General features: G+C 72.6%; 23 protein-coding genes. 13 read left to right on the top strand and 10 right to left on the bottom strand.

Annotation, left to right across the window (positions count from 1 at the left end; all coding sequences use genetic code 11):
* Nucleotides 1–116: 116 nt before the first annotated feature.
* The 10 genes from KZC56_RS02410 (at nt 117) to KZC56_RS02365 (ending at nt 10540) form a co-directional block, all read left to right on the top strand.
* Nucleotides 117–1217: a substrate-binding domain-containing protein gene (locus tag KZC56_RS02410; RefSeq protein WP_247637783.1), complete on the top strand. Its 1101-nt coding sequence runs from the start codon at nt 117–119 to the stop codon at nt 1215–1217.
* Between the two features lie 155 nt (nt 1218–1372).
* The gene (locus KZC56_RS02405) at nt 1373–2542 is read left to right on the top strand and encodes a Gfo/Idh/MocA family protein (RefSeq protein ID WP_247637782.1); all 1170 of its coding nucleotides are present in this window, start codon (nt 1373–1375) and stop codon (nt 2540–2542) included.
* Nucleotides 2539–3750, top strand: coding sequence for a DUF993 family protein (locus KZC56_RS02400; RefSeq protein ID WP_247637781.1), 1212 nt, complete (start codon nt 2539–2541; stop codon nt 3748–3750). Before KZC56_RS02405 ends, KZC56_RS02400 begins: the two co-directional genes overlap by 4 nt.
* On the top strand, nt 3747–4619 hold the full coding sequence (locus KZC56_RS02395; protein ID WP_247637780.1) for a sugar phosphate isomerase/epimerase family protein: 873 nt from the start codon (nt 3747–3749) through the stop codon (nt 4617–4619). Before KZC56_RS02400 ends, KZC56_RS02395 begins: the two co-directional genes overlap by 4 nt.
* A 90-nt stretch (nt 4620–4709) precedes the next feature.
* Nucleotides 4710–5444, top strand: a complete 735-nt coding sequence (locus tag KZC56_RS02390; protein ID WP_247637779.1) for a sugar phosphate isomerase/epimerase family protein — start codon at nt 4710–4712, stop codon at nt 5442–5444.
* A gap of 43 nt (nt 5445–5487) precedes the next feature.
* Complete coding sequence (locus tag KZC56_RS02385) at nt 5488–6552, top strand: LacI family DNA-binding transcriptional regulator (RefSeq protein WP_247637778.1); 1065 nt, start codon at nt 5488–5490, stop codon at nt 6550–6552.
* On the top strand, nt 6549–7652 hold the full coding sequence (locus KZC56_RS02380) for a glycerate kinase (RefSeq protein ID WP_247637777.1): 1104 nt from the start codon (nt 6549–6551) through the stop codon (nt 7650–7652). Before KZC56_RS02385 ends, KZC56_RS02380 begins: the two co-directional genes overlap by 4 nt.
* Before the next feature lie 141 nt (nt 7653–7793).
* Complete coding sequence (locus tag KZC56_RS02375; RefSeq protein WP_136034641.1) at nt 7794–8645, top strand: ABC transporter permease; 852 nt, start codon at nt 7794–7796, stop codon at nt 8643–8645.
* A 30-nt stretch (nt 8646–8675) separates the two neighbouring features.
* Nucleotides 8676–9710, top strand: coding sequence for an ABC transporter substrate-binding protein (locus KZC56_RS02370; RefSeq protein WP_247637776.1), 1035 nt, complete (start codon nt 8676–8678; stop codon nt 9708–9710).
* Nucleotides 9711–9721: 11 nt separating this feature from the next.
* The gene (locus KZC56_RS02365; protein ID WP_136045508.1) at nt 9722–10540 is read left to right on the top strand and encodes an ABC transporter ATP-binding protein; all 819 of its coding nucleotides are present in this window, start codon (nt 9722–9724) and stop codon (nt 10538–10540) included.
* A 93-nt stretch (nt 10541–10633) separates the two neighbouring features.
* Here KZC56_RS02365 and pgm read toward each other — a convergent pair whose 3' ends face one another.
* Nucleotides 10634–12277, bottom strand: coding sequence for a phosphoglucomutase (alpha-D-glucose-1,6-bisphosphate-dependent) (pgm, locus tag KZC56_RS02360; protein WP_136034647.1), 1644 nt, complete (start codon nt 12275–12277; stop codon nt 10634–10636).
* Between the two features lie 77 nt (nt 12278–12354).
* Between pgm and pheA the strand changes: the two genes are divergently transcribed.
* Complete coding sequence (gene pheA, locus KZC56_RS02355; protein ID WP_136034649.1) at nt 12355–13305, top strand: prephenate dehydratase; 951 nt, start codon at nt 12355–12357, stop codon at nt 13303–13305.
* Nucleotides 13306–13384: 79 nt separating this feature from the next.
* Here the strand turns inward: pheA and KZC56_RS02350 are convergent, their stop codons facing one another.
* The 4 genes from KZC56_RS02350 to KZC56_RS02335 all read right to left on the bottom strand — a co-directional run bounded on the left by KZC56_RS02350 (nt 13385) and on the right by KZC56_RS02335 (nt 15498).
* Nucleotides 13385–13591, bottom strand: a complete 207-nt coding sequence (locus tag KZC56_RS02350; protein WP_136035692.1) for a methyltransferase — start codon at nt 13589–13591, stop codon at nt 13385–13387.
* A 70-nt stretch (nt 13592–13661) separates the two neighbouring features.
* Nucleotides 13662–14699 (bottom strand): LLM class flavin-dependent oxidoreductase, encoded by a 1038-nt coding sequence (locus KZC56_RS02345; RefSeq protein WP_247637775.1) that lies wholly within the window; start codon nt 14697–14699, stop codon nt 13662–13664.
* Between the two features lie 82 nt (nt 14700–14781).
* Entirely contained in the window at nt 14782–15006 is a 225-nt protein-coding gene (locus tag KZC56_RS02340) for a DUF2795 domain-containing protein (protein ID WP_136034658.1), read from the bottom strand.
* Between the two features lie 69 nt (nt 15007–15075).
* Nucleotides 15076–15498, bottom strand: a complete 423-nt coding sequence (locus KZC56_RS02335) for an Hsp20/alpha crystallin family protein (RefSeq protein WP_136034660.1) — start codon at nt 15496–15498, stop codon at nt 15076–15078.
* A gap of 124 nt (nt 15499–15622) precedes the next feature.
* On the opposite strand from KZC56_RS02335, the gene KZC56_RS02330 reads away from it, so the two are divergent.
* The gene (locus KZC56_RS02330) at nt 15623–15937 is read left to right on the top strand and encodes a MerR family transcriptional regulator (RefSeq protein WP_136034662.1); all 315 of its coding nucleotides are present in this window, start codon (nt 15623–15625) and stop codon (nt 15935–15937) included.
* 30 nt (nt 15938–15967) lie between these two features.
* On the top strand, nt 15968–17698 hold the full coding sequence (locus KZC56_RS02325) for a cation:proton antiporter (protein ID WP_206252674.1): 1731 nt from the start codon (nt 15968–15970) through the stop codon (nt 17696–17698).
* Nucleotides 17699–17771: 73 nt separating this feature from the next.
* Here the strand turns inward: KZC56_RS02325 and KZC56_RS02320 are convergent, their stop codons facing one another.
* The 5 genes from KZC56_RS02320 to KZC56_RS02300 all read right to left on the bottom strand — a co-directional run bounded on the left by KZC56_RS02320 (nt 17772) and on the right by KZC56_RS02300 (nt 21368).
* A complete protein-coding gene (locus KZC56_RS02320) occupies nt 17772–19202 on the bottom strand; it encodes a dicarboxylate/amino acid:cation symporter (protein WP_247637774.1) in 1431 nt (476 codons plus the stop codon).
* A gap of 143 nt (nt 19203–19345) precedes the next feature.
* Nucleotides 19346–19687 (bottom strand): hypothetical protein, encoded by a 342-nt coding sequence (locus KZC56_RS02315; protein WP_136034667.1) that lies wholly within the window; start codon nt 19685–19687, stop codon nt 19346–19348.
* A 72-nt stretch (nt 19688–19759) separates the two neighbouring features.
* Nucleotides 19760–19996: a helix-turn-helix domain-containing protein gene (locus KZC56_RS02310; RefSeq protein WP_136034669.1), complete on the bottom strand. Its 237-nt coding sequence runs from the start codon at nt 19994–19996 to the stop codon at nt 19760–19762.
* A complete protein-coding gene (locus KZC56_RS02305; RefSeq protein WP_247637773.1) occupies nt 19993–20745 on the bottom strand; it encodes a hypothetical protein in 753 nt (250 codons plus the stop codon). The genes KZC56_RS02310 and KZC56_RS02305 overlap by 4 nt, the downstream gene beginning before the upstream one ends.
* A complete protein-coding gene (locus KZC56_RS02300; RefSeq protein WP_136034674.1) occupies nt 20745–21368 on the bottom strand; it encodes a hypothetical protein in 624 nt (207 codons plus the stop codon). The genes KZC56_RS02305 and KZC56_RS02300 overlap by 1 nt, the downstream gene beginning before the upstream one ends.
* Between the last annotated feature and the right edge of the window lie 123 nt (nt 21369–21491).

Raw genomic sequence — 21491 nt, 5'->3', positions numbered from 1 at the left:
GAACACGGTCTGTCATGATCGAACACACTCGAACAAGGAGTCCCGATGCCGATCCCACACCGCGCCCGCTCGGCCGAGCGGTGCCGTGCATCCACGACACACGGGGAGGCCGCGACGTGAGCGGCGGGGAGGAGGCGCCGCGCTTCGGCATCTCCCGCCGCGAGCGGATCCTCGACGAGCTGCGGCGCGCGGGGGCCGTGCGGGTGTCCGCGCTCGCCCGCGACCTGGGCGTGGCCGAGCTGACGATCCGCCGCGACATCGCCGACCTCGCGGAGCGGGGGCTCCTCACGCGCGTGCACGGCGGCGCCACGCTCCGCAGCACCCTCGACCCGGCCGCGGCTCGGCCGCTGTCCGCTCCGCGACGGTTCGGCATGGTGGTGCCGTCGCTGAGCTACTACTGGCCGCAGGTGGTCGAGGGCGCCCGCGTGGCGGGGATCGAGACCGACACGCAGATCGTGCTCCGGGGGGCGAGCTATGCGGCCGCCGACCAGCGCCGACAGATCTCCGCCCTGGTCGCGTCGGGGACGGTCCACGGGCTGATCGTGGCTCCCGAGACCGCGGGCGCGGACGGTCATGCCCTCCTCGCCTGGCTGGATGCGCTGCCCCTGCCCGTCGTGCTCGTCGAGCGTCGCGCGCCCGACGTGCTCGCGCTGACGCGTCTCGAGAGCGTCGTCACCGATCATGCGTTCGGGGGAGCGCTCGCCGCGAGTCATCTCGCAGGCCTCGGCCATCGGCGGGTCGGCATCCTCACCTCGCCCCAGTCGCCGACCTCCATCGCCCTGCGCCGCGGGTGGGGCCGTGCGGTCGAGGAGCTCGGTCTCGAGCCGGGGGTCGACCGCGAGATCGCCCTCGACCGCATGGGCCGGTCGGCGGTGGGGCCCTTCGTCGCCGCGCTCCTCGACGAGATCCGGGCGACGGCGACGACCGCGCTGCTGGTGCACTCCGACCCGCAGGCGCTCCTGCTGCAGCAGCACCTGGTCGATGCGGGGTGGCGGGTGCCGGGCGACGTGTCGCTCCTCGCCTACGACGATGAGATCGCGATGAACGGGGCCCCGCCCCTCACCGCGCTGCGCCCGCCGAAGCCGCAGGTGGGCCGCCGCGCCGTGGAGCTGCTCCGCGACCGCCTGCGCGACGGCATCGATCGCCCTTCGGAGCGGGTGGCGCTGGCCCCGGCTCTGCACGTGCGCGCCAGCACGGGGTCGCCGCCGGAAGCGTGACCCGGCGGGCGGCGCGGTGAGGCGGCCGGCCGTGCGCGCCCGAGGTCCGCCGCGGTTGCGGGGTGGACGTTCTCGTGCCATGATCTCGGAAAGCGCTTACCCGCATCCTCGAATCCGGGCCGCGCATCCCCCTCCACCGAAAGGAACGGACCGAGATGGCACAGGCCACGACCCGCGAGATCGGGATCATCATGAACGGCGTCTCCGGGCGCATGGGGTACCGGCAGCACCTGGTGCGCTCGATCCTCGCGATCCGCGACCAGGGCGGCATCGAGCTCGCGGACGGCACGCGGGTCACCGTGAAGCCGATCCTCGTGGGCCGCAGCGAGGCCAAGCTGGCGGAACTCGCCGCGGCCCACGGCATCGCCGACTGGACGACCGACCTCGACGCCGCGCTCGCCGACCCGCAGTGGGAGATCTACGCCGACTTCCTCGTGACGAAGGCCAGGGCCTCCGCGATCCGCAAAGCCATCGCCGCGGGCAAGGCGATCTACACCGAGAAGCCCACGGCCGAGTCGCTGGAGGAGGCGCTGGAGCTGGCCCGGCTCGCCCGCGACGCCGGCGTGAAGACCGGCGTCGTGCACGACAAGCTCTACCTCCCCGGCCTGCAGAAGCTCAAGCGCCTCATCGACTCCGGATTCTTCGGGCGCATCCTGTCGGTGCGCGGCGAGTTCGGCTACTGGGTGTTCGAGGGCGACTGGCAGCCCGCGCAGCGACCGAGCTGGAACTACCGCACGGAAGACGGCGGCGGCATCATCACCGACATGTTCCCGCACTGGAACTACGTGCTCGAGAACCTCTTCGGCGAGGTCACGAGCGTCTACGCCCAGGCGGCCGTGCACATCGCCGACCGCTGGGACGAGAAGGGCGAGCACTACACCGCGACGGCCGAGGATGCGGCGTACGGCATCTTCGAGCTGGCGGGCGGCGTCGTCGCCGAGATCAACTCCTCGTGGACGGTCCGCGTCAACCGCGACGAGCTCGTGGAGTTCCAGGTCGACGGCACGCACGGCTCCGCGGTGGTCGGACTCTTCGGCGCGAAGATCCAGCCCCGCAACGCCACCCCCAAGCCGGTGTGGAACCCCGACCTGGAGGACGACCACGACTACGACGCCGACTGGCAGCAGGTGCCCGCCAACCAGGTCTTCCAGAACGGCTTCCGGCAGCAGTGGGAGGAGTACCTGCTGTCCTACGTCGAAGGCACCGACTACCCGTTCGACCTGCTGGCGGGGGCCCGCGGCGTGCAGTTCGCGGAAGCCGGCCTGGCGTCCAGCGCCGAGGGCCGCAAGATCGTGCTCGAACCGCTGACGCTGGACCGGGCATGAGCGCCCTCCGTCTGCTCGCCGCCGACGGGCGCACCTCCGGCGTCGAGCTGCGTGCGCCCGACGCCGTGACCCGGCCGGACGGACCACTGCGCAGCCGGGTGGCGTACGCGGCGGCCCACGTGGTGCCGAAGCCGCACGCCGACAACACCCCCGGACGCCCCGCCGACATCGACTGGGACGCGACGCTCGCGTTCCGCCGCAACGTGTACTCGTGGGGGCTCGGCGTCGCGGATGCGATGGACACCGCGCAGCGCAACATGGGGCTCGACGCGGTCGCGACGCGCGAGCTCATCGCCCGCAGCGCCGAGGTCGCCCGCGAGGAGGGCGGGTCGGTCGTGGTCGGGGTCAACACCGATCAGGTCGACGACGCGCACATCCCGCTCGATCGCATCGTCGACGCGTACGTCGAGCAGCTGCACTTCGCCGAGGAGCAGGGAGCGGGGCCGGTGCTCATGGCGTCGCGACACCTCGCCAGGGCGGCCGAGAGCGCCGACGACTACCGCCGCGTGTACCGGGAGGTGCTGTCCCGCGCGTCCGCGCCCGTGGTGCTGCACTGGCTCGGCACCGCGTTCGACCCCGAGCTGGCCGGGTACTTCGCGCCGACGGCGGCCGCGGATGGCTCGGCCGGATGGGAAGAGGCGGCACGGGTGCTGCTCGACATCATCGCCGAGCACCGCGACGCGATCGCCGGGGTGAAGATGAGCCTGCTCGACGCCGACTCCGAGGTCTGGGTGCGCGACCGGCTCCCCGCGGGCGTGCGGATGTTCACGGGCGACGACTTCCACTACGTCGGCCTCATCGGCGGCGACAGCCTGGACTCCGGTGGTGCGACGCCGGCCTCGCACGGGCACTCGGATGCGCTGCTCGGGGCCTTCGCCGCGATCGCCCCCGTGGCGTCGGCGGCGATCCAGGCGCTGGATGCGGACGACCCCGACCGCTACCTCGCACTGCTCGGGCCCACCGAGGAGCTCAGCCGGCAGGTGTTCGCCGCGCCGACCTACTACTACAAGACGGGCGTGGCCTTCCTGTCGTGGCTCAACGGCCATCAGCCGGCGTTCCAGATGGTGGGCGGACTCCACTCCGCCCGGAGCCTCCCGCACCTCAGTCGCGTCGTGGAGCTCGCGAACGCGGCGCTCGCCCTGGAGCGGCCGGAGCTCGCCCGTGAGCGGTGGCACGGCCTCCTCCGGCTGAACGGCGTCGACGCATGACCGCCCCGTTCCCCGACCCGCGTCTCTCCCTCAACCAGGCAACGATCAAGCACGCCGACCTCGCCACGGCGCTGCAGGTCACGGCCGAGGCCGGGCTCCCGGCGATCGGCCTCTGGCGGGAGCCCGTGCAGGACGTGGGCCTCGCGGGGGCGGCGCGCATGCTCGCCGACTCCGGGCTGCGTTTCAGCACGCACTGCCGGGGCGGCTTCTTCACGCTCCCGGCCGGCCCCGCGCGCGAGGCCGCGCTCGCCGACAACCGGCGGGCGATCGAGGAGACCGCGACGCTCGCGGCGGCGGGGGCCGAGGGGTCGACGGCGGTCCTGGTGCTCGTCGCGGGAGGGCTGCCCGAGGGGTCGCGCGACCTCGTCGGCGCCAGGGAGCGCGTGCGTGACGCGATCGGAGCCCTCGCCGACGATGCCCGCGGCGCGGGCGTGACCCTGGCGATCGAGCCGCTGCATCCCCTCTACGCGTCGGACCGCGCCGTGGTGTCGACGCTCGGACAGGCGCTCGACATCGCCGCCGACTTCGACCCGGCCGTGGTGGGGGTCGCCGTGGACACCTTCCACATCTGGTGGGACCCCCAGGTGCTCGATCAGATCGCGCGCGCCGGGCGCGAGGGCCGCATCGCCACGTACCAGGTGTGCGACTGGAAGACGCCGCTCGCCGCCGACCCGCTGCTGTCGCGGCACTACCCGGGGGAGGGGGTGATCGACTTCGGCGTGCTCACCCGCGCGGTGCGGGCGACCGGCTACGACCGGGACATCGAGGTCGAGATCTTCCGCGCGGACGTCTGGGCCGCCGATCCGCGCGCCGTGGTCCGGCGCACGGCCGAGTCGTTCGCCGCGGCCGTCTCCCCGCACCTGCGATGACCGCCGGTCGTGCCGCCGTGACCGGGTCCCGTCGACGAGGGGGATTGAGATGATGAGGCCATGACGGGGATGCGCCCAGGATTGTGCTCGGTGACGTTCCGCGCGCTCGAGCCCGCCCGGATCGTCGCCCTCGCGGCAGCCGCGGGACTGGAGGTGATCGAGTGGGGCGGTGACGTGCACGTGCCGCCCGGCGATGTCGCGCGTGCCGAAGAGGTGGCGCGGCTCACGGCCGACGCCGGGCTCGCGGTCGCGTCCTACGGGTCGTACTTCCGTGCGGGGTCGGCCGAGCCTCTCACGGCCGTGCTCGACAGCGCCGCCGCGCTCGGGGCCGACCGTGTGCGCGTGTGGGCGGGCTCGACCGGAGCCGCCGCGGCGACGCCTCGCGAGCGCGCCGAGGTGGTCACGCGCCTCCGCGCCGCCGCGGTCGAGGCGGCCGCCCGCGGGATCGGGCTCGCCCTCGAGTTCCACTCCGGCACCCTCGCCGACACGGCCGAGGCCGCCCTCCGGGTGCTCGCCGAGGTCGGCCATCCGGCGCTGTCGAGCTACTGGCAGCCGACGGTCGGGGCTCCCGATGCCGAGGCGCTCGAGGAGTACCGGCGGCTCGCCGCCCACGTGAGCGCCGTGCACGTGTTCTCCTGGTGGCCGCGGACCGAGCGGCACCCGCTGCGCACCCGGGAGGCGCTGTGGACGCGCGTCGCCGCGGAGGCGGCTGCGGCGGAGCGACCGCCCCGCGACGCCCTGCTCGAGTTCGTCCCGGACGACGACCCCGCGCACCTCGCGGGGGAGGCCGCCGCCCTCCGCGCCTACCTCGGCCGGCCCGCATGACCCCGGCCGAGGGGCCCGAGGCGCCCGCCGGTAGGCTCTGGGCATGACCACGCCAGCCGCCCCGGCGGAGCCGCCGACCGCGCGTCGTCCTCGCCACGCCCGCGGTCCGGCGCCCACCCTGCACGACGTCGCCCTCGAGGCCGGCGTTTCGCTCGCGACGGCCTCGCGGGTGCTCAACGGGTCAGAGCGCAAGGTCGCTGCCGCGTTCCGCGAGAGGGTGGAGGCCGCCGCCGCGACCCTCGGCTACACGGCCAACGTCTCGGCCCAGGCGACCGCACGAGGGCGCTCGCCGGTGATCGCCCTCCTCGTGGCCGACATCGCCGATCCCTACTTCGGTCTCATCGCCTCGGGCGTCGCGCGCGGCGCCGACGAGCAGGGTCTCGTCGTCACCGTGGCGATCACGGAGCGCGATCCCGCCCGCGAGGCGCGGATCGTGCGGGCTCTGCGCGGGCAGCGGCCGCAGGGCCTCATCCTCGCCGCGTCGCGCACGCAGGAGGAGGGTCAGGCCGAGACGGCCCGAGAGCTCGCGGAGTTCACCCGACTCGGCGGACGTGTCGTGGCCTTCGGCGCGGAGGCCGAGGGAGCGCGCCGCGTCGAGATCGACAACCGCGCCGGTGCCACGGCCCTCGGCCGCCGGGTGGCACAGCTCGGGTACCGCTCGGCCGTTCTCGTGGGGGCGGCGGAGGGCGTGCGCACCTCGGACGACCGCCTCGCCGGGTTCCGCGCGGGCTTCGAGGAGGGCGGCGGCGCGGTGGCGCAGACCGTCCGCGGCGACTTCCGACGCGAGTCCGCCGCGGCGGCGATGACCGCGGCCCTCGATGCGGGCGTGCCGACGGGCACGGTCGTGTTCGGGATCAGCGACGTGGTGGCCATCGGTGCGATGGCGGCGATCCGTGCGGCGCAGCGCGAGGTCGGCGCGGACATCGCGGTGTGCGGCTTCGACGACGTGCCGTCCAGCCGGGATGTGACCCCCGCGCTCACCACGGTCCGGGTGCCGCTCAGCGACGCCGGGTACGAGGCCTTCCGGGCGATCGTCGACGACGACTGGACCCAGCCGCCGCTCGCGCTCGAGGTGGTCGTGCGCGACAGCACCCCGGGAGCGGCGTGACCCGGGTCGTCCTCGCGCCCGACAGCTTCAAGGGCAGCATCACCGCGGCTGCGGCGGCGCAGGCACTCGCCGAGGGGTGGGCGGAGGTCGAGCCCGGCGCTGAGTTCGTGCATCGCCCGATGGCCGATGGCGGGGAGGGCACGGTGGCGGCGTTCGCGGCGGCCGTCCCCGGGGCGCGGCGCATGCCCGTGCGCGTCACCGGTCCCGCCGGCGACGCGCACGACACGTCCTGGCTCCTCCTGCCGCCCGACGACGGTGCACCGCACGGCACCGGAGTGGTCGACATCGCCTCCACGTCGGGCATCGAGCTGCTCGCCGCACCGCGTCCGTGGGACGCGGACACCACGGGCTTCGGGCAGGCCATCGTCGCCGCGCTCGACCACGGCGTCTCGCGGCTGGTGCTCGGCATCGGCTCCAGCGCGTCGACCGACGGCGGCATCGGCATGCTCACCGCTCTGGGCGCCCGCTTCCTCGACGGCGCGGGACGCCCGGTCGCGCCCGGAGCCCGGGGCCTGGACGACGTCGCGGCCGTCGACCTCGACGGCCTGCGGGCGGCCCCCGAGGTGCGGGTGCTCACCGATGTGACGAATCCGCTCACGGGCGCACGCGGCGCCGCGGCGGTCTTCGGTCCGCAGAAGGGGCTGGCCGATCCGGGCGACATCTCCCGCGTCGACGCGGCGCTCGCCCGGCTCGCGTCGCTGCTGGACGTGGACGCGGAGCACCCGGGCGCCGGAGCGGCGGGCGGCACCGGGGCGGCCCTCGTGCGCTGGGGTGCTGTCCTCGCCCCGGGGGCTGCCGAGGTGGCGGAGCTCATCGGCCTCGCCGACGCCGTCCGGGGCGCCGACGTGGTGGTCACGGGCGAGGGGTCGTACGACGGCCAGTCCGGCGACGGGAAGGTGCCGTCGTTCCTCGCGGGGATGGCGGCCGCGGCGGGCGCACGCCCCCTGCTCGCGGCGGGGCGCATCACGCCCGACGCCGACGTCGGGATCTTCGCCGCGACCGTCTCCCTCACGGTCCTCGCCGGCTCGGGGGAGAGCGCCCTCGAGGACCCCGCCCGCTGGCTCCGCGTCGCCGGCGCCGCCCTCGCGCGCTCCCGGTGACCCGCGTCCCGGTCGGGGATTCCCGAGTTCACGCGCCTCGACGAACCGCGCGCGTTGACACGAGGGAACCGGCGGCATAGACTCGCAACACCGCTCGGGAATGCGCTTTCCCGAATCCTTCACGAAGATGTCGAGGACCACATGTCGTCTGCCCCCAACGCGACCATGACCCTGGCGCTGGCCGCCGACCGACCCGAGCCCGCGGGCATCGTCCGCTGGTGGAGCCGCCACTGGCACCCGCTCGTCTTCGTGCTCGCGGTCATCGCCCTGTGGTGGGTCTCGACGAGCCTCGGGTGGGTGCCGGCGTTCATCATCCCGTCGCCCGCCGACACCTGGGCGGCCTTCACCGACAACGCGGCCTACCTGGCGCAGAACACCTGGGTCACGACCTACGAGACCGTGATCGGATTCGTCATCGCGGTCGTCGTCGGCGTCCTCGTGGCGGTGCTCATGGTCTACTCCCGCGGTCTGGAGCAGACGCTCTACCCGGTGATCCTGTTCGCCCAGGTCATCCCGAAGATCGCGATCGCGCCGCTGTTCGTCGTGTGGCTCGGGTTCGGCGCCGAGCCCAAGATCCTCGTCGCCGTGCTCATGGCGTTCTTCCCCGTCGTCATCTCGGGCCTCGCAGGTCTGCGCACCGTCGATCCCGAGATCCTCCAGCTCACGTCGACCATGGGAGCGAGCCGCTTCAAGACCTTCCTCAAGGTGCGGCTGCCCGCCGCTCTTCCCGAGCTCCTGTCCGGACTGAAGGTCGCCGCCACGCTCGCGGTGACCGGCGCGGTGGTCGGCGAGTTCGTCGGCGCGAACGAGGGGCTCGGCTACGTCATCCTGCAGGCCAACGGCAACCTCGACACCGCGATGCTCTTCGCGGCGCTGATCATCATGTCGCTTCTCGGCGTGATCCTCTTCGGCATCATCCAGGTCGCCGAGCGCTTCCTCATCCCGTGGCACGCGTCCAAGCGCGACGTCGCCGCGGCCACCGTCCGACTCTGACCCCCCTCGCACCCACGAAAGAAGGCACTGATGAAGAAGTCAGGCACCATCCTCAGCTCCATCGCCCTCGCGTCCGCGGCGGTGCTCGCCCTCTCCGGGTGCGGCGGCTCCTCGGCCCCGGCGGGCGAGGGCGGCGACGACGCCGACGCGCTCACCCCGGTCACGCTCATGCTCAACTGGTACCCCTACGGCGAGCACGCCGCGTTCTACTACGGGGTCGACCAGGGCATCTTCGAGGAGCACGGGATCGACCTCACGATCAAGGCGGGGCAGGGCTCGACCAAGACCGCCCAGGCCGTGGGACAGGGCCAGGTCGACTTCGGCTGGGCCGACACCCCCGCCGTCCTCGCGAACATCGACAAGGGCGTCGGGATCAAGAGCGTCGGCGTCTTCCTCCAGACGACGCCGTCGGCCGTGCAGGTCTTCGCTGACTCCGGCATCTCCGGCCCGGAGGACCTGAAGGGCAAGACCATCGCGGTCTCCGCCGGCGACGCTCCGACCACGACGTTCCCGATGTACCTCGAGGCGGTCGGGCTCGACGAGGGCGACGTGACCCAGCAGAACCTCGACGCCGCGGGCAAGATCGCCGCGATGCTCTCCGGCCAGGTGGACGGGCTCATCGGGTTCGCCCACGACCAGGGACCGACCATCGCCGACAAGAGCGGCAAGGACGTCGAGTACCTGCGCTACTCCGACGCGGGGCTGAACTTCTTCAGCAACGGCCTCATCGCCCCGAACGACACGATCGAGAACGACCCGGAACTCGTCGAGGCGCTGGTCGCCGCGACCTCGGAGGCGTTCGAGGCCGCGCAGGAGGACCCGGAGGCCGCGGTCGCCGCGATGGAGGGCAAGGACCCGCAGATGCCGGCCCAGAAGGTGCTGCTGCACCAGTGGGAGGAGACCATCGAGCTGCTGCACACCGACGCCACCGAGGGCCAGGCTCCCGGAGCGAATGCCGCCGAGGACTGGGAGGCCACGCTCGAGGTGCTGTCGAAGGCGGGCCTCATCTCCGGCGACGGTGACGTCGAGACCTACTACGACGACGCGTTCACCCCCGGGAAGTGAGGTCGGATCTCATGCTCACCCACGATCAGCAGGCGCGCGCCACGGCGGCCACGCCCACCGGCCCCGCGCTGGAGGTCTCCGACCTGGCGATCACGTTCGCCTCCAAGCGCCGTCAGGTCACCGCGCTCGAGGGGGTCGACCTGCGCGTGGAGGAGGGCGAGTTCCTCTCCATCGCCGGCCCGTCCGGATGCGGCAAGTCGACGCTGCTCAAAGCCGTGGCAGGACTCACCGCTCCCAGCCGCGGCAGCATCCGCCTCCGCGGGGACGAGGTCCGCGGTCCCCGGCAGGACATCGGGTACGTCTTCCAGCGCGCGGCGCTCCTCGAATGGCGCAGCGTCCGCGGCAACATCCTCCTCCAGGCCGAGATGCGCGGGATGGACATGCGCAAGGCCCAGGCCCGTGCCGACGAGCTCATCGAGATGACCGGTCTCACCGGCTTCGAGAAGTCGCTGCCGCACGAGCTCTCGGGCGGGATGCAGCAGCGCGTCTCGCTGTGCCGCGCGCTGCTGCACGAGCCGCGGGTGCTGCTCATGGATGAGCCGTTCGGTGCCCTCGACGCCCTGACGCGCGAGCGCATGAACGTGGAGCTGAACCGCATCTGGAGCGCCACCGGGACCACCGTCCTGCTCGTGACGCACTCGGTCGCCGAGGCGGTCTACCTCGCGAGCCGCGTCATCGTGATGAGTCCGCGTCCCGGCCGGATCCTGGAGGAGCACCGGGTCGACCTCCCGGCCCGCCGCGGGTACGCCGAGGTACTGGAGACGCCGGAGTTCCACCGGGTGTCGAGTCGCGTGCGCGAGCTGCTCGGCTCCTCCACCGACGCGGACTGAACCGCCCCGGCCTCCGGTCCCACCCCTGTGCGGGATCGCGAACGTCCCCACCCGCTCCGGGGTCGTTCCGATCCCGCCGGGGTCGCCCGGGTGTCAGTCGCCGAGGGCGGCGGACACCACGGCGCGGGCCTCCTCCTGCACCTCGGCGAGGTGCTCCGGGCCGCGCAGGCTCTCGGCGTAGAGCTTGTAGACGTCTTCCGTGCCCGACGGGCGGGCGGCGAACCACGCGTGCTCGGTCTGCACCTTGAGCCCGCCGATCGCCGCACCGTTGCCGGGGGCGTGCGACAGCTTCGCCGTGATGTCCTCGCCGGCCAGCGTGGTCGCGGTGACCGACTCCGGCGCCAGCTTGCCCAGCGTGGCCTTCTGCTCCGGCGTCGCGGGGGCGTCGACGCGCTGATACGCCGAGGCGCCGAACGCCTGCTCCAGCTCGGCGTAGCGCTCCGACGGGGTCTTGCCCGTGACCGCGATGATCTCCGCCGCGAGCAGGCACAGCAGGATGCCGTCCTTGTCGGTCGACCACACGGAGCCGTCGCGGCGCAGGAACGACGCACCGGCCGACTCCTCGCCGCCGAACGCGACCGTGCCGTCGAGCAGCCCGGGCACGAACCACTTGAACCCGACCGGCACCTCCAGCAGGCGGCGGCCCAGCGACTCCGCCACCCGGTCGATGATCATTGACGACACGAGGGTCTTGCCGACTGCGGCGTCGCGCGGCCACTGCTCGCGGTGGGAGAAGAGGTAGTCGATCGCGACGGCGAGGTAGTGGTTGGGGTTCATGAGCCCCGCATCCGGGGTCACGATGCCGTGCCGGTCGGCATCGGCGTCGTTCCCGGTGAGCACGTCGTAGTCGCCCTTGCGGGCGACCAGGGACGCCATCGCCGACGGAGACGACGGATCCATCCGGATCTTCTCGTCCCAGTCGAGGGTCATGAAACGCCAGGTCGGGTCGACCTCGGGGTTCACCACGTCGAGGTCGAGGTCGTGCATCTCGGCGATCAGCGCCCAGTACTCCACCGACGCCCCGCCGAGGGGGTCGGCCCCGATGCGCACGCCCGCGCTGCGGATCGCGTCGAGGTCGATGATCGACGGCAGGTCGCGCACGTACGCGTCGCGGAAGTCGTACCCGGTGATCGCGTCCCAGTCGACGTCGGCGAACCGCTCGCGCTTCACCTCGGTGAGGCCGTCGGCGATGAGCTGGTTCGCGCGGTCGGCGATCCAGCCCGTGGCGTCGGTGTCGGCGGGACCACCGTGCGGCGGGTTGTACTTGAAGCCGCCGTCGCGGGGCGGGTTGTGCGACGGGGTGACCACGATGCCGTCGGCCCGGCCGGGGTCGTCGGTCGCGCGACCCCTGTTGTACGTGAGGATCGCGTGGCTCAGGGCGGGCGTCGGCACCCAGGAGTCGCGGGCGTCGACGCGCACGTCCACGCCGTTCGCGAGCAGCACCTCGATCGCGCTGCGCTCGGCGGGCAGCGACAGGGCGTGCGTGTCGCGGCCGAGGAACAGCGGCCCGGTGATGCCCTGCGCGGCGCGGTAGTCGACGATCGCCTGCGTCGTGGCGAGGATGTGGTTCTCGTTGAAGCTCTTCGTCAGCGAGGAGCCGCGGTGGCCGCTGGTGCCGAACACGACCCGTTCGGCCGGGACCGTCGGGTCGGGCACGCGGTCGTAGTAGGCGGCGATCAGCTCGTCGACGTCGATCAGGTCACTTTCCTCCGCGGGGAGGCCGGCACGACTGCTCATCCTCTCAGTCTGCCCCGTGATCCGGATGCGCGCATCCGCTTGACATCCGGGAGGCCGGTGCGCGAGCGAGGGCTAGGCTGAACGCCGTGACCGATCGCCGCACCTACAGCTATCTCGGACCAGCCGGAACCTTCACTGAGGCGGCACTCGACCAGGTGGCGGAGGCCAGGGGGCAGGTGTGGCGTCCCGTGCACAACGTCGGCGAGGCGCTCGACGACGTGCTGGAGGGCCGCAGCGACGCCGCGATGATCGCGATCGAGAACTCGATCGAGGGCGGCGTCTCCACCACGCAGGACGCGTTGGCGACGCTCCCCGGGCTGCGCATCATCGGCGAGTACCTGGTGCGGGTCAACTTCGTCCTGGTCGCCCCGCGCGGCACCACGCTCGACCAGGTGGAGGTGATCGCGGCGCACCCCGTGGCGTACGCGCAGTGCCACGGCTGGCTCGGCGAGCACCTGCCGCGGCACTCGCACGTGCCGGCGGCGAGCAACGTGGCCTCGGCGATCGGCGTGCTCGACGGTTCGCTGCCCGCCCAGGCGGCGATCGCGGCCCCCGGCATCGTGCAGCACTACGACGTGGACGTGCTCGCGGAGGGCATCGGCGACAACGCGGCCGCCGTCACGCGCTTCGTGCTGGTCACCCGCACGACGCGCTCCCCGGAGCCGACCGGGGCCGACAAGACCTCCCTCATCGTGGAGCTGCCCCACGACCACCCCGGCTCGCTGCTGGAGATGCTGGAGCAGTTCTCCACCCGCGGCATCAACCTCTCGCTCATCGAGTCCCGCCCGATCGGCGACGAGCTCGGCCGCTACCGCTTCGTGATCGACGCCGACGGTCACATCGAGCACGAGCGCATGGCCGACGCCCTGCTCGGCATCCGCCGCTTCAGCCCGCGCGTGGTGTTCCTCGGGTCGTACCCGCGTGCCGACCGGCAGATCGTGCAGTACCCCGACCGCTACTCCGACGACGTGTTCATCGAGGCACGCGACTGGCTGCGCGGCATCCTCTCCGGCGAGCCCGAGTCCTGACACCCGTCCCCGGGCTTCGCGGGTCGAGCACGCGTCGGGACCGAGGGCCCCGGCGCGTCTCGAGCGACGGTCGCGGTGGTCAGTGCTCCTGGAACAGCGGCCACGCGCTGCCGGGAGCCATGCGCGCATGCAGTGCCCCCTTCGCCGACGCGAGGCTCGGGTAGGTCCCGGCCACGGCGTCCGCCCCGGCCATCGTGACCGCGTACCCCTCGTCGTCATGGCGGATGCTGCCGACCACGCCGTTCGGGCCGTAGGCGACCCACAGTGCGAGTGTCCTGGTGCTCATCGTCGAACCCCTCTCTCTGCCGCTGAGGCTACGCCTCGGAGTCGGCCGGGGCCAGCCCCTCGCGCCGGGTTCAGGCGGTCGCGATGAGCTCGAGCGTCTGCGTGCGTCCGGGCGAGGTGTCGGCGGGCTCGGCCTCGAACGCTCCGGCGACGGGCGAGAGCATGACCTCGTCCACGCCGTGCTGCGTGGCGAAGGCCCGCACCTCTGCGGCGACGGACTCGCCCGTGCCGACGTACCACCGCGACCGGGCGGCCTGCACGACCTGGTCGGTCGCGGCGTCGGAGGCCGCGGCGAGTGCCTGTTCCACGGTCTCCAGCGCCACCAGGGGTTGGTTGAGCCGCAGCCGGGCCATCATCCGCAGCTGGGGGAGGGCGCGCTGCTCGGCCTCGTCCGCGGTGGGGGCGGCGACCGCGTTGACGGTGAGGAACGTGCGCGGCTCCGGGTGCTCCTCGCTGGGGCGGTAGTTCGTGCGGTACAGGTCGAGCGCCCGCTCCAGCCCCTGGCCGGAGAAGTGGTTGGCGAACACGTAGGGCAGTCCGTGCGAGGCGGCGAGCTGCGCGGAGTAGTCGCTCGACCCGAGCAGCCACACCTCGGGCACGCCGGTCGCGGCGGGGGTGGCCCGCACGGTGTACTCGCCGCCCGACGTGAAGCGCACCGTGGCACCGTCGGCGGAGAAGAGCGCCGCGATGTCCTGCACGTGACGCGGGAACTGCTCGACGTCGCTGGTGGTGCCGCTGCCGCGCAGCAGCTGCGTGATGACGGGGTCGCTGCCGGGCGCGCGGCCGAGACCGAGGTCGATGCGTCCTGGCGCGATGGCCTCGAGCGCCGCGAACTGCTCGGCGACGATGAGGGGTGCGTGGTTCGGCAGCATCACGCCACCCGAGCCCAGGCGCAGCCGCCGGGTGCGCGCGGCCGCCGCGGCGATCAGCACCGGGGGCGTGGTCGAGGCCACCGCGGGCATGTTGTGGTGCTCCGCGAACCAGTAGCGGCGGTAGCCGAGACGGTCGGCGGTCTCGGCGAGCGAGAGGGAGGCGGCGATGGCCTCGGCGCTGGTCTGGCCGGAGCGAACCGGCACGAGGTCGAGGACGGAGAGGGCGACGTCGTTCATCCCCGGATGCAACCCGAGACGTCGCGCGCGCATTCCCGGCCTCGCACCGGTGCGTCCGTGACGCGACCGCGCGGGTGCGGGCTCAGGCGGCCCGGGCGGCGGGGGTCAGCGACTCGCGGAGCGCGGCGCGGGCCAGGCGGTAGCGGATGTGCCAGGCGGCGCTGTAGCTCTGCTCGGGGAGGGTGCGCAGCACGGCACGGTCGTCGGCGTCGAGTCCGTCGCGGGTGGCCTCGCGCAGCAGGTCGTCGCGCGTCGCCGGGTACTCCATGCCGGCGAGGAAGCGATCGAGGGTGGGGGAGAGGGCCATGGGTCGTCCTTTCTGCGGGGAGGAGGAAAGGGAAGGACGGGGGCGGCGCGGGTGCGCCGCCCCCGCGGGTCAGGCGTCGATGGCCTGGCGCTGCTCGCCGGACTCCACGACGATCTTGCGCGGCTTGGCGCGCTCGCTCACCGGGATCACGACCGACAGCACCCCGCTCTCGTAGGAGGCGCTGATGCTGTCGAGGTCGACGCCGTCGCCGAGCGAGAACTGGCGCAGGAACGAGCCGGCGCCGCGTTCGCGGGCGAGCCAGCGCACGCCCTCGCGCGTGTCGGCGGTGCGCTGGGCGCGGATGGTGAGCTGACCGCCGTCGAGGTCGACGTCGATCGAGCCCGGGTCGGCGCCGGGGAGGTCGGCGTGCAGGATGTAGCGGTCACCGTCGCGGTACAGGTCCACCGGCATCGACCGGGGTGCGCGAACGGAGTCCAGCACGCTCGCGGCGAAGCGATCGAGCTGGCTGAAGGGATCGAAGGTCAGTGCCATGAGGTTCTCCTTTCGTGCGGCCCGTATGGGCTGAGGTGGTGTGCAGATTATCTGCACGTGGGGTATAGATTTGTTATAGAACGAGATGACCGATCTCGCAACCCCGATCCGAGGACACGTCAGGATGACCGCACGCGACTCGCGCACACCCGTCTACGGCATCGCCGTGGCTGCCCAGCTCGTCGACCTGCCGGAGGCGACCATCCGCCTCTTCGAGAGCAAGGGGCTGCTCGTCCCCGCCCGCAGCGACGGCGGCACGCGCCGCTACAGCGACGACGACATCGAGCGGCTGCGACGCGCGGCCGAGCTCCGCGGCGACGGGCTCAACATCGCCGGCATCGCCCGCGTGCTCGACCTGCAGGATGAGAACGCCGGACTCCGCGACGCGCTCGACGCGGAGACCGCCCGCACGCCCGCGCGGCGTCGCCCCACCCGCTGACCCGTCCTCGGACGACGCTACGCTTCCCCCATGGAAGCCGGGATCTTCTACGTCCTCGTCGGAGCCGTCGCCGTGGCCGCGTTCGCGCGCTGGCGCGGGTGGCCGGCGCCGCTGCTGGTGACGGTGGTCGCGCTCGCCGCCTCGTTCCTGCCGATCGTGCCCGACCTCCCCATCGACGGGCACCTGCTGCTCGGCCTGGTGCTGCCGCCGCTGCTGTACTCCGCCGCGCTGGATGTGTCGTTCGTCGGGTTCAAGCGCAGCCTGCCGCAGATCCGACGGCTCGGCATCTGGCTCGTCCTGCTCACCGCGCTCGCGGTCGGCCTCGTGGCGTGGTGGATCCTGCCGTCGCTGACCCTCCCCGGTGCGCTGCTGCTCGGGGCGATCGTCGCACCGCCCGATGCCGTGTCCGCCGCCGCGATCGGCCGCCGTCTCGGGCTCCCGCGGCGCATCATGACGGTGCTGTCGGGCGAGAGCCTCATCAACGACGCCACCTCGCTCACGCTGTACCGCGTGTTCGCGGCGATCCTCGCCGGGGCCACCCTGACGGTGTGGGACGGGGTCTGGCAGTTCCTGGTCGCCGTGGGCGTCGGCGTCGCGGTCGGGCTCGTGTTCGGGATCGTGCTCCACCAGCTGCGCATGCGCATCAGCGACCCCGTCGTGATCGGCACGTTCGGGCTGCTCGCGCCGTTCGGGGCGTACGGCATCGCCGAGCACCTCCTGGGCTCCGGTGTGCTCGCGGTCGTGGCGATGGGACTGTACGTGGGGTTCAACGCCCCACGCACCGACTACACGACCAGGCAGCAGGAGGCGCCACTGTGGCTGTCGGCCGACCTGCTGCTGGAGAGCTTCGTGTTCGCGTACATCGGACTGCAGTTCCCGCGGGTGCTCCGCGACCTGAGCAGCGAGTCCGTGGGGCGCATCCTGCTGCTGTCCCTCGCCGTGCTGGTGGTGGTGCTGCTCGTGCGGCCCCTGTACATCTACCCCACCAGCGCGTGGGCGAACTTCCAGGACCGTCGTCGGCTCGCGCGCATGGACCGGGGGATCGCCTCGGGGGAGTTCGACGAGCGTCGGCGGCGGTCGCGGCGCTGGCGGCAGTACAGCGCGGACGAGCTGCGCACGCAGATCGTGCGGGAGCGCATGGCCGGACTCCAGCTCACGTGGAAGGACAACGCCGTGATCTCCTGGGCGGGGATGCGCGGCGTGGTCACGCTCGCGATCGCGGTGGCCGCGGCCGACCTCGCGACGCTCGACACCGAGGCCTCGCACGCGATCGTCGTCGTGGCGTTCATCGTGACGGTGGGCACGCTGCTGCTGCAGGGGCTGACGCTGCCGCTGCTCATCCGGCGGCTCGGGATCCGGGGCGACGCCGAGCACGCGGAGGACGAGGCCGCGCTCGAGGCGGTCAAGGCCAAGAGCCGGGAGGCGGGCAAGGAGTACCTGGCGCAGAAGCGCGTCGAGTGGGAGCAGAAGCACGGTGCGGTCGACCTGAGCGTGTTCGACGCCTTCACGAAGCGCATGACCAGGGTGGAGAAGGACACCGACGAGGCGCAGCGGGTGGAGGACACCTCGAGCCGTCCGTCGTTCGACGACCTGGTCGCGCTGTCGAAGGGGTGGTTGCAGGTGCGGAGGGAGATCCTGGTCGCCGAGCGCGACGCGGGCAACCTCGACGAGGAGGTCATGCGGGAGCTGCTGACCGCGATGGATGCGGAGGAGCTGGCGATGGACACGCGCGGCGCCACGCGTCAGCAGGGCCGCGTCTGACGCGGTCGCCCCGCGCCCCGCACACGAGAACGCCCCGCCTCCCGGAGGAGACGGGGCGTTCCGGCGTGACGGGTCAGCGGGCGCCGGCCGGCTCCGGCGCGGTGTCCGAGGCGGCGTCGGCCTCGGGGGCGTCGTCGTCGGCCGAGTCGTCGGCGAACGGCAGGCCCTCGCGCGGCGCGTTGTAGAGCTCCTCGTTGAGGATGCCCTCGCGCTTGGCGACGATGGTCGGGATCAGCGCCTGGCCCGCGACGTTGACCGCGGTGCGGCCCATGTCGAGGATCGGGTCGATCGCGAGCAGCAGGCCAACGCCCTCGAGCGGCAGACCCAGGGTCGACAGCGTGAGCGTGAGCATGACGACCGCGCCCGTGGTGCCGGCGGTGGCGGCGGAGCCCACGACCGAGACGATCACGATCAGCAGGTACTGCACGAAGTTCAGCTCGATGCCGAAGAACTGGGCGACGAAGATCGCGGCGATGGCCGGGTAGATCGCGGCGCAGCCGTCCATCTTCGTGGTCGCGCCGAGCGGCACCGCGAACGAGGCGTACGAGCGGGGCACGCCGAGGTTGCGCTCGGTCACGCGCTCCGTGAGCGGCAGCGTTCCGATGGAGGAGCGGCTCACGAACGCGAGCTGCACCGCGGGCCAGACGCCCGAGAAGTACTGCTTTATCGACAGGCCGTGCGTGCGCACGAGGATCGGGTAGACCACGAACAGCACGAGAGCGAGGCCGATGTAGATCGCGGCGGCGAACCAGCCGAGCGACGCGAGCTTCTCCCAGCCGTACTTGATGACGGCGGAGCCGATGAGGCCGAACGTGCCGATCGGGGCGATGCGGATGATCCACCACAGCACGCGCTGGATGACCTTGAGCAGCGACTCGGTGAAGACGAGGAACGGCTCGGCCTTCTTGCCCGCCTTGAGGGCGGCGATGCCGACGACCGCGGCGACGACGATCACCTGCAGGATGTTGAAGCCCACCGTGGAGGTGAACGAGCCCTCGGTCGCGCCGGGGGAGGTGCTGACCGTGAGGCCGAGGAAGTTCTGGGGGATCAGGCCGAGGAGGAAGTTCCACCACGTGCCGACCGTGTAGGGGTCGCCGGGCTCGAGGCCCTCGCCGGCGCGGTTGCCCGGCTGAATCACGAGGCCGAGCCCGATGCCGATGATGACGGCGATGAACGCGGTGATCGCGAACCACAGGATGGTCTGACCGGCCAGGCGTGCCGCGTTCTGCACGCGGCGCAGGTTGGAGATGCTCGCGACGATCGCGGTGAAGATCAGCGGGACGACCGCCGCGCGCAGCAGCGTGACGTAGGAGCTGCCGATCGTGTCGAGCGTGGCGGACAGGCCGGTGGGGTTCTCGGCCGTGGCGCCGAGCTGACGGCCGATCAGGCCGGCGGCGATGCCGAGGACGAGGGCGGCGATGATCTGGAAGCCGAACGAGGTCAGCAGCTTCCGGACCGGCCCGCGGGTGTCTGGCGCCTTCTGGGCGCGTGCGGTGGTGCTCATCGAGGTGGGGACTCCAGAGATCGCGGCGCGCCGGGATGCGCGCCATGAGGCTCAACGCTAGAGCTGGCTGGGAATTCCCTGGGCGGATATGACGAAGCATGACGGCCGCCCCTCCGCAGCCGTCATGCTCCGGGTTCGGGGGGTCAGGGCGCGACGCACTCGTTCAGGTTGTCGGTGATGATCTGCGTCGTGAGCGCCTTGTCGGCTTCGTCCTTCTGCTTGTCTTCGCCGTTGGCGATGTAGGTGAGCGTCTCGTCGCTCAGCTCGGAGTCGACCAGGGCGTCGGCGAGGCAGCTGGCGGCCTCGTCGGTCATCGCCTGCTCCTGGCTCGTGCCGGCGAACACCTTCTGGATCCCCTCGGCCACCTCGTCGGACGACGGGCGGGCCGGTCCGCCGCACGCGGCGAGGGACAGGGCGAGCGCGACGGCGGGCACGAGGGCAGCGAGGCGGGCGGCCGGGCGGGCCGCGGGTGCTGGCTTCTTCATGCGGACGACGCTAGTGCGCCACAGCAGATTCATAGAAGGGGCTTGCGTGCGGAGGCGCATCCATGCTCCGCGTCAGCGGGCCGCGAGCACGAGCAGGTCGCCCACGTCGCACTCCAGCGCCTCGCAGATCGCCCGCAGCGTGGAGTAACGGATCGCGCGGGCGCGGTCGTTCTTGAGCACGGACAGGTTGACGATGCTCACGCCGACCGCGGCGCTCAGCTCGGTGAGGGTCATGCCGCGCTCGGCGAGCAACTCGTCCAGGCGGCAGTGGATGCCGGTGAACTCCTCGTCGCTCTCGGCCGGGCTCACACCAGCCCCTCCGTCTCCTTCTCCAGGGCGGCACGCTGCTGCTCCAGGCGCATGCCCTGCCGGAACACGGCGGCGAGGGCGAGCAGGCCGAGCGCGGCGGCGAACGGCAGCGGCGTCACGGTGAGCTGATACGCCGCGGGGTACCACGGGCTGCCGATCGGGAGGGCCTCCCGCAGGCCCGCCGTGGCGGCGATCCCGTTCAACAGGTCGGAGGCCACGCCGAGCACCACGAGCGTGACCGCGCCGCCGACGAGGGCGCGGGTCACGACCAGGGAGAACGCGCGCCCGCGCAGCGTGTGGAAGCAGATGAGGGCGAGGACCACGGCGGGCACCGTGGCGAGCGCCAGGCTGCTGAGCTGTGCCGCCGCGGCGAGGAGGCGGAGTCCGAGCGAGGCGTTGCCCACGGTGAAGTCCGTCAGTTCCGTGCCGCCGCAGGTGAGGGCGGTGTGCGCACCGTCGCCGAACTCGGAGCAGGGGAGGGCGGCGGGCCAGTCGAGGAAGACGACGGTCCGCCCGTGCAGCTCCGCCCAGTCGACCGCGAACGCCTTGACGACGACCGCGATCGCGCCGAGTGCCGACAGGATCACCCACCATCCCGACAGCGTGAGCGCCGCATCGAGGGTGACCGTGCGGCTGCCGCGCCGGCGGCTGTTCCAGACGACGAGGGCGACGACGGCGGCGCCGACGGCGAGGGCGATCGCAATGTTGAGCAGCGAGGGCCAGACGGCCTCCGAGCCGAACGTGATCATCAGACCAGCCCCTCCGTGTCGCGCTGCAGGCGGCGGCCGACGGCGAACACGCCCGCCACGAGGGCCAGGGCGAACGCCCACCCCACGGGTGCCAGGTCGAACTGCACGAGCAGCGTCCACAGCACGTCTTCGACGCCGGGTTCGGTCGCGGCCAGATCCTTCACGATCTCGGCCCGGCCGATGCCGCCGGCGAACTGCCCGAGCAGCGTGCCGGCCATCAGCAGGCAGGCGGCGACCGCGAACATCCACCCGAGCGAGGCGCGGAACGGGCGGGAGCGGATGAGGGACACTCCCAGCCACCAGACCACCGCGCACAGGGCGACCGTGGCGAGCGCGGGCAGCGCCGTCTCCAGCAGCAGCAGCCAGCGGGCGGCGGTGGGCGGCGCGGTGAGGGTGACGAGTGCGGAGTCGACGGTGGCGCCCTCGATCCCGGCCACGCCGTCGAGGGCGGTGAGGTCGACGTCGTGCACGGGCATCGCGATCGTCGGCGACGGCGAGAACAGGGTGGCGGCGGCCTGGGCGACGGCGACGATCGCACCGATTCCGACGCTCACGGCTCCGGTCGCGATCAGTCCGAGGGCGATGCCGTCGGCGAGCGAGGGTCGTCTATCCGTGGCGAGCATGGGCTCCTCCTGGAGATCGGGGGGTTATCGACTTTCGTTAACATAACGACTGTCGATAAACGGGTCAAGCCCCCGCTATGCCCACGGCGAACACGGGCATACCCGGCATTCCTGGTCGTTACT

The organism is Microbacterium sufflavum, assembly GCF_023091155.1.
Classification (GTDB): domain Bacteria; phylum Actinomycetota; class Actinomycetes; order Actinomycetales; family Microbacteriaceae; genus Microbacterium; species Microbacterium sufflavum.
Note: the sequence above shows the minus strand (reverse complement) of the source record. Positions and strands in the feature narration are given on the sequence as shown.

Excerpts from the sequence above, each read along its gene's own strand:
- KZC56_RS02405 (WP_247637782.1), top strand. The coding sequence starts at position 1,373 with ATGGCACAGGCCACGACCCGCGAGATCGGGATCATCATGAACGGCGTC.
- KZC56_RS02400 (WP_247637781.1), top strand. The coding sequence starts at position 2,539 with ATGAGCGCCCTCCGTCTGCTCGCCGCCGACGGGCGCACCTCCGGCGTC.
- KZC56_RS02395 (WP_247637780.1), top strand. The coding sequence starts at position 3,747 with ATGACCGCCCCGTTCCCCGACCCGCGTCTCTCCCTCAACCAGGCAACG.
- KZC56_RS02385 (WP_247637778.1), top strand. The coding sequence starts at position 5,488 with ATGACCACGCCAGCCGCCCCGGCGGAGCCGCCGACCGCGCGTCGTCCT.
- KZC56_RS02375 (WP_136034641.1), top strand. The coding sequence starts at position 7,794 with ATGTCGTCTGCCCCCAACGCGACCATGACCCTGGCGCTGGCCGCCGAC.
- KZC56_RS02370 (WP_247637776.1), top strand. The coding sequence starts at position 8,676 with ATGAAGAAGTCAGGCACCATCCTCAGCTCCATCGCCCTCGCGTCCGCG.
- KZC56_RS02365 (WP_136045508.1), top strand. The coding sequence starts at position 9,722 with ATGCTCACCCACGATCAGCAGGCGCGCGCCACGGCGGCCACGCCCACC.
- pgm (WP_136034647.1), bottom strand. The coding sequence starts at position 12,277 with ATGAGCAGTCGTGCCGGCCTCCCCGCGGAGGAAAGTGACCTGATCGAC.
- KZC56_RS02350 (WP_136035692.1), bottom strand. The coding sequence starts at position 13,591 with ATGAGCACCAGGACACTCGCACTGTGGGTCGCCTACGGCCCGAACGGC.
- KZC56_RS02345 (WP_247637775.1), bottom strand. The coding sequence starts at position 14,699 with ATGAACGACGTCGCCCTCTCCGTCCTCGACCTCGTGCCGGTTCGCTCC.
- KZC56_RS02340 (WP_136034658.1), bottom strand. The coding sequence starts at position 15,006 with ATGGCCCTCTCCCCCACCCTCGATCGCTTCCTCGCCGGCATGGAGTAC.
- KZC56_RS02335 (WP_136034660.1), bottom strand. The coding sequence starts at position 15,498 with ATGGCACTGACCTTCGATCCCTTCAGCCAGCTCGATCGCTTCGCCGCG.
- KZC56_RS02330 (WP_136034662.1), top strand. The coding sequence starts at position 15,623 with ATGACCGCACGCGACTCGCGCACACCCGTCTACGGCATCGCCGTGGCT.
- KZC56_RS02325 (WP_206252674.1), top strand. The coding sequence starts at position 15,968 with ATGGAAGCCGGGATCTTCTACGTCCTCGTCGGAGCCGTCGCCGTGGCC.
- KZC56_RS02320 (WP_247637774.1), bottom strand. The coding sequence starts at position 19,202 with ATGAGCACCACCGCACGCGCCCAGAAGGCGCCAGACACCCGCGGGCCG.
- KZC56_RS02315 (WP_136034667.1), bottom strand. The coding sequence starts at position 19,687 with ATGAAGAAGCCAGCACCCGCGGCCCGCCCGGCCGCCCGCCTCGCTGCC.
- KZC56_RS02305 (WP_247637773.1), bottom strand. The coding sequence starts at position 20,745 with ATGATCACGTTCGGCTCGGAGGCCGTCTGGCCCTCGCTGCTCAACATT.
- KZC56_RS02300 (WP_136034674.1), bottom strand. The coding sequence starts at position 21,368 with ATGCTCGCCACGGATAGACGACCCTCGCTCGCCGACGGCATCGCCCTC.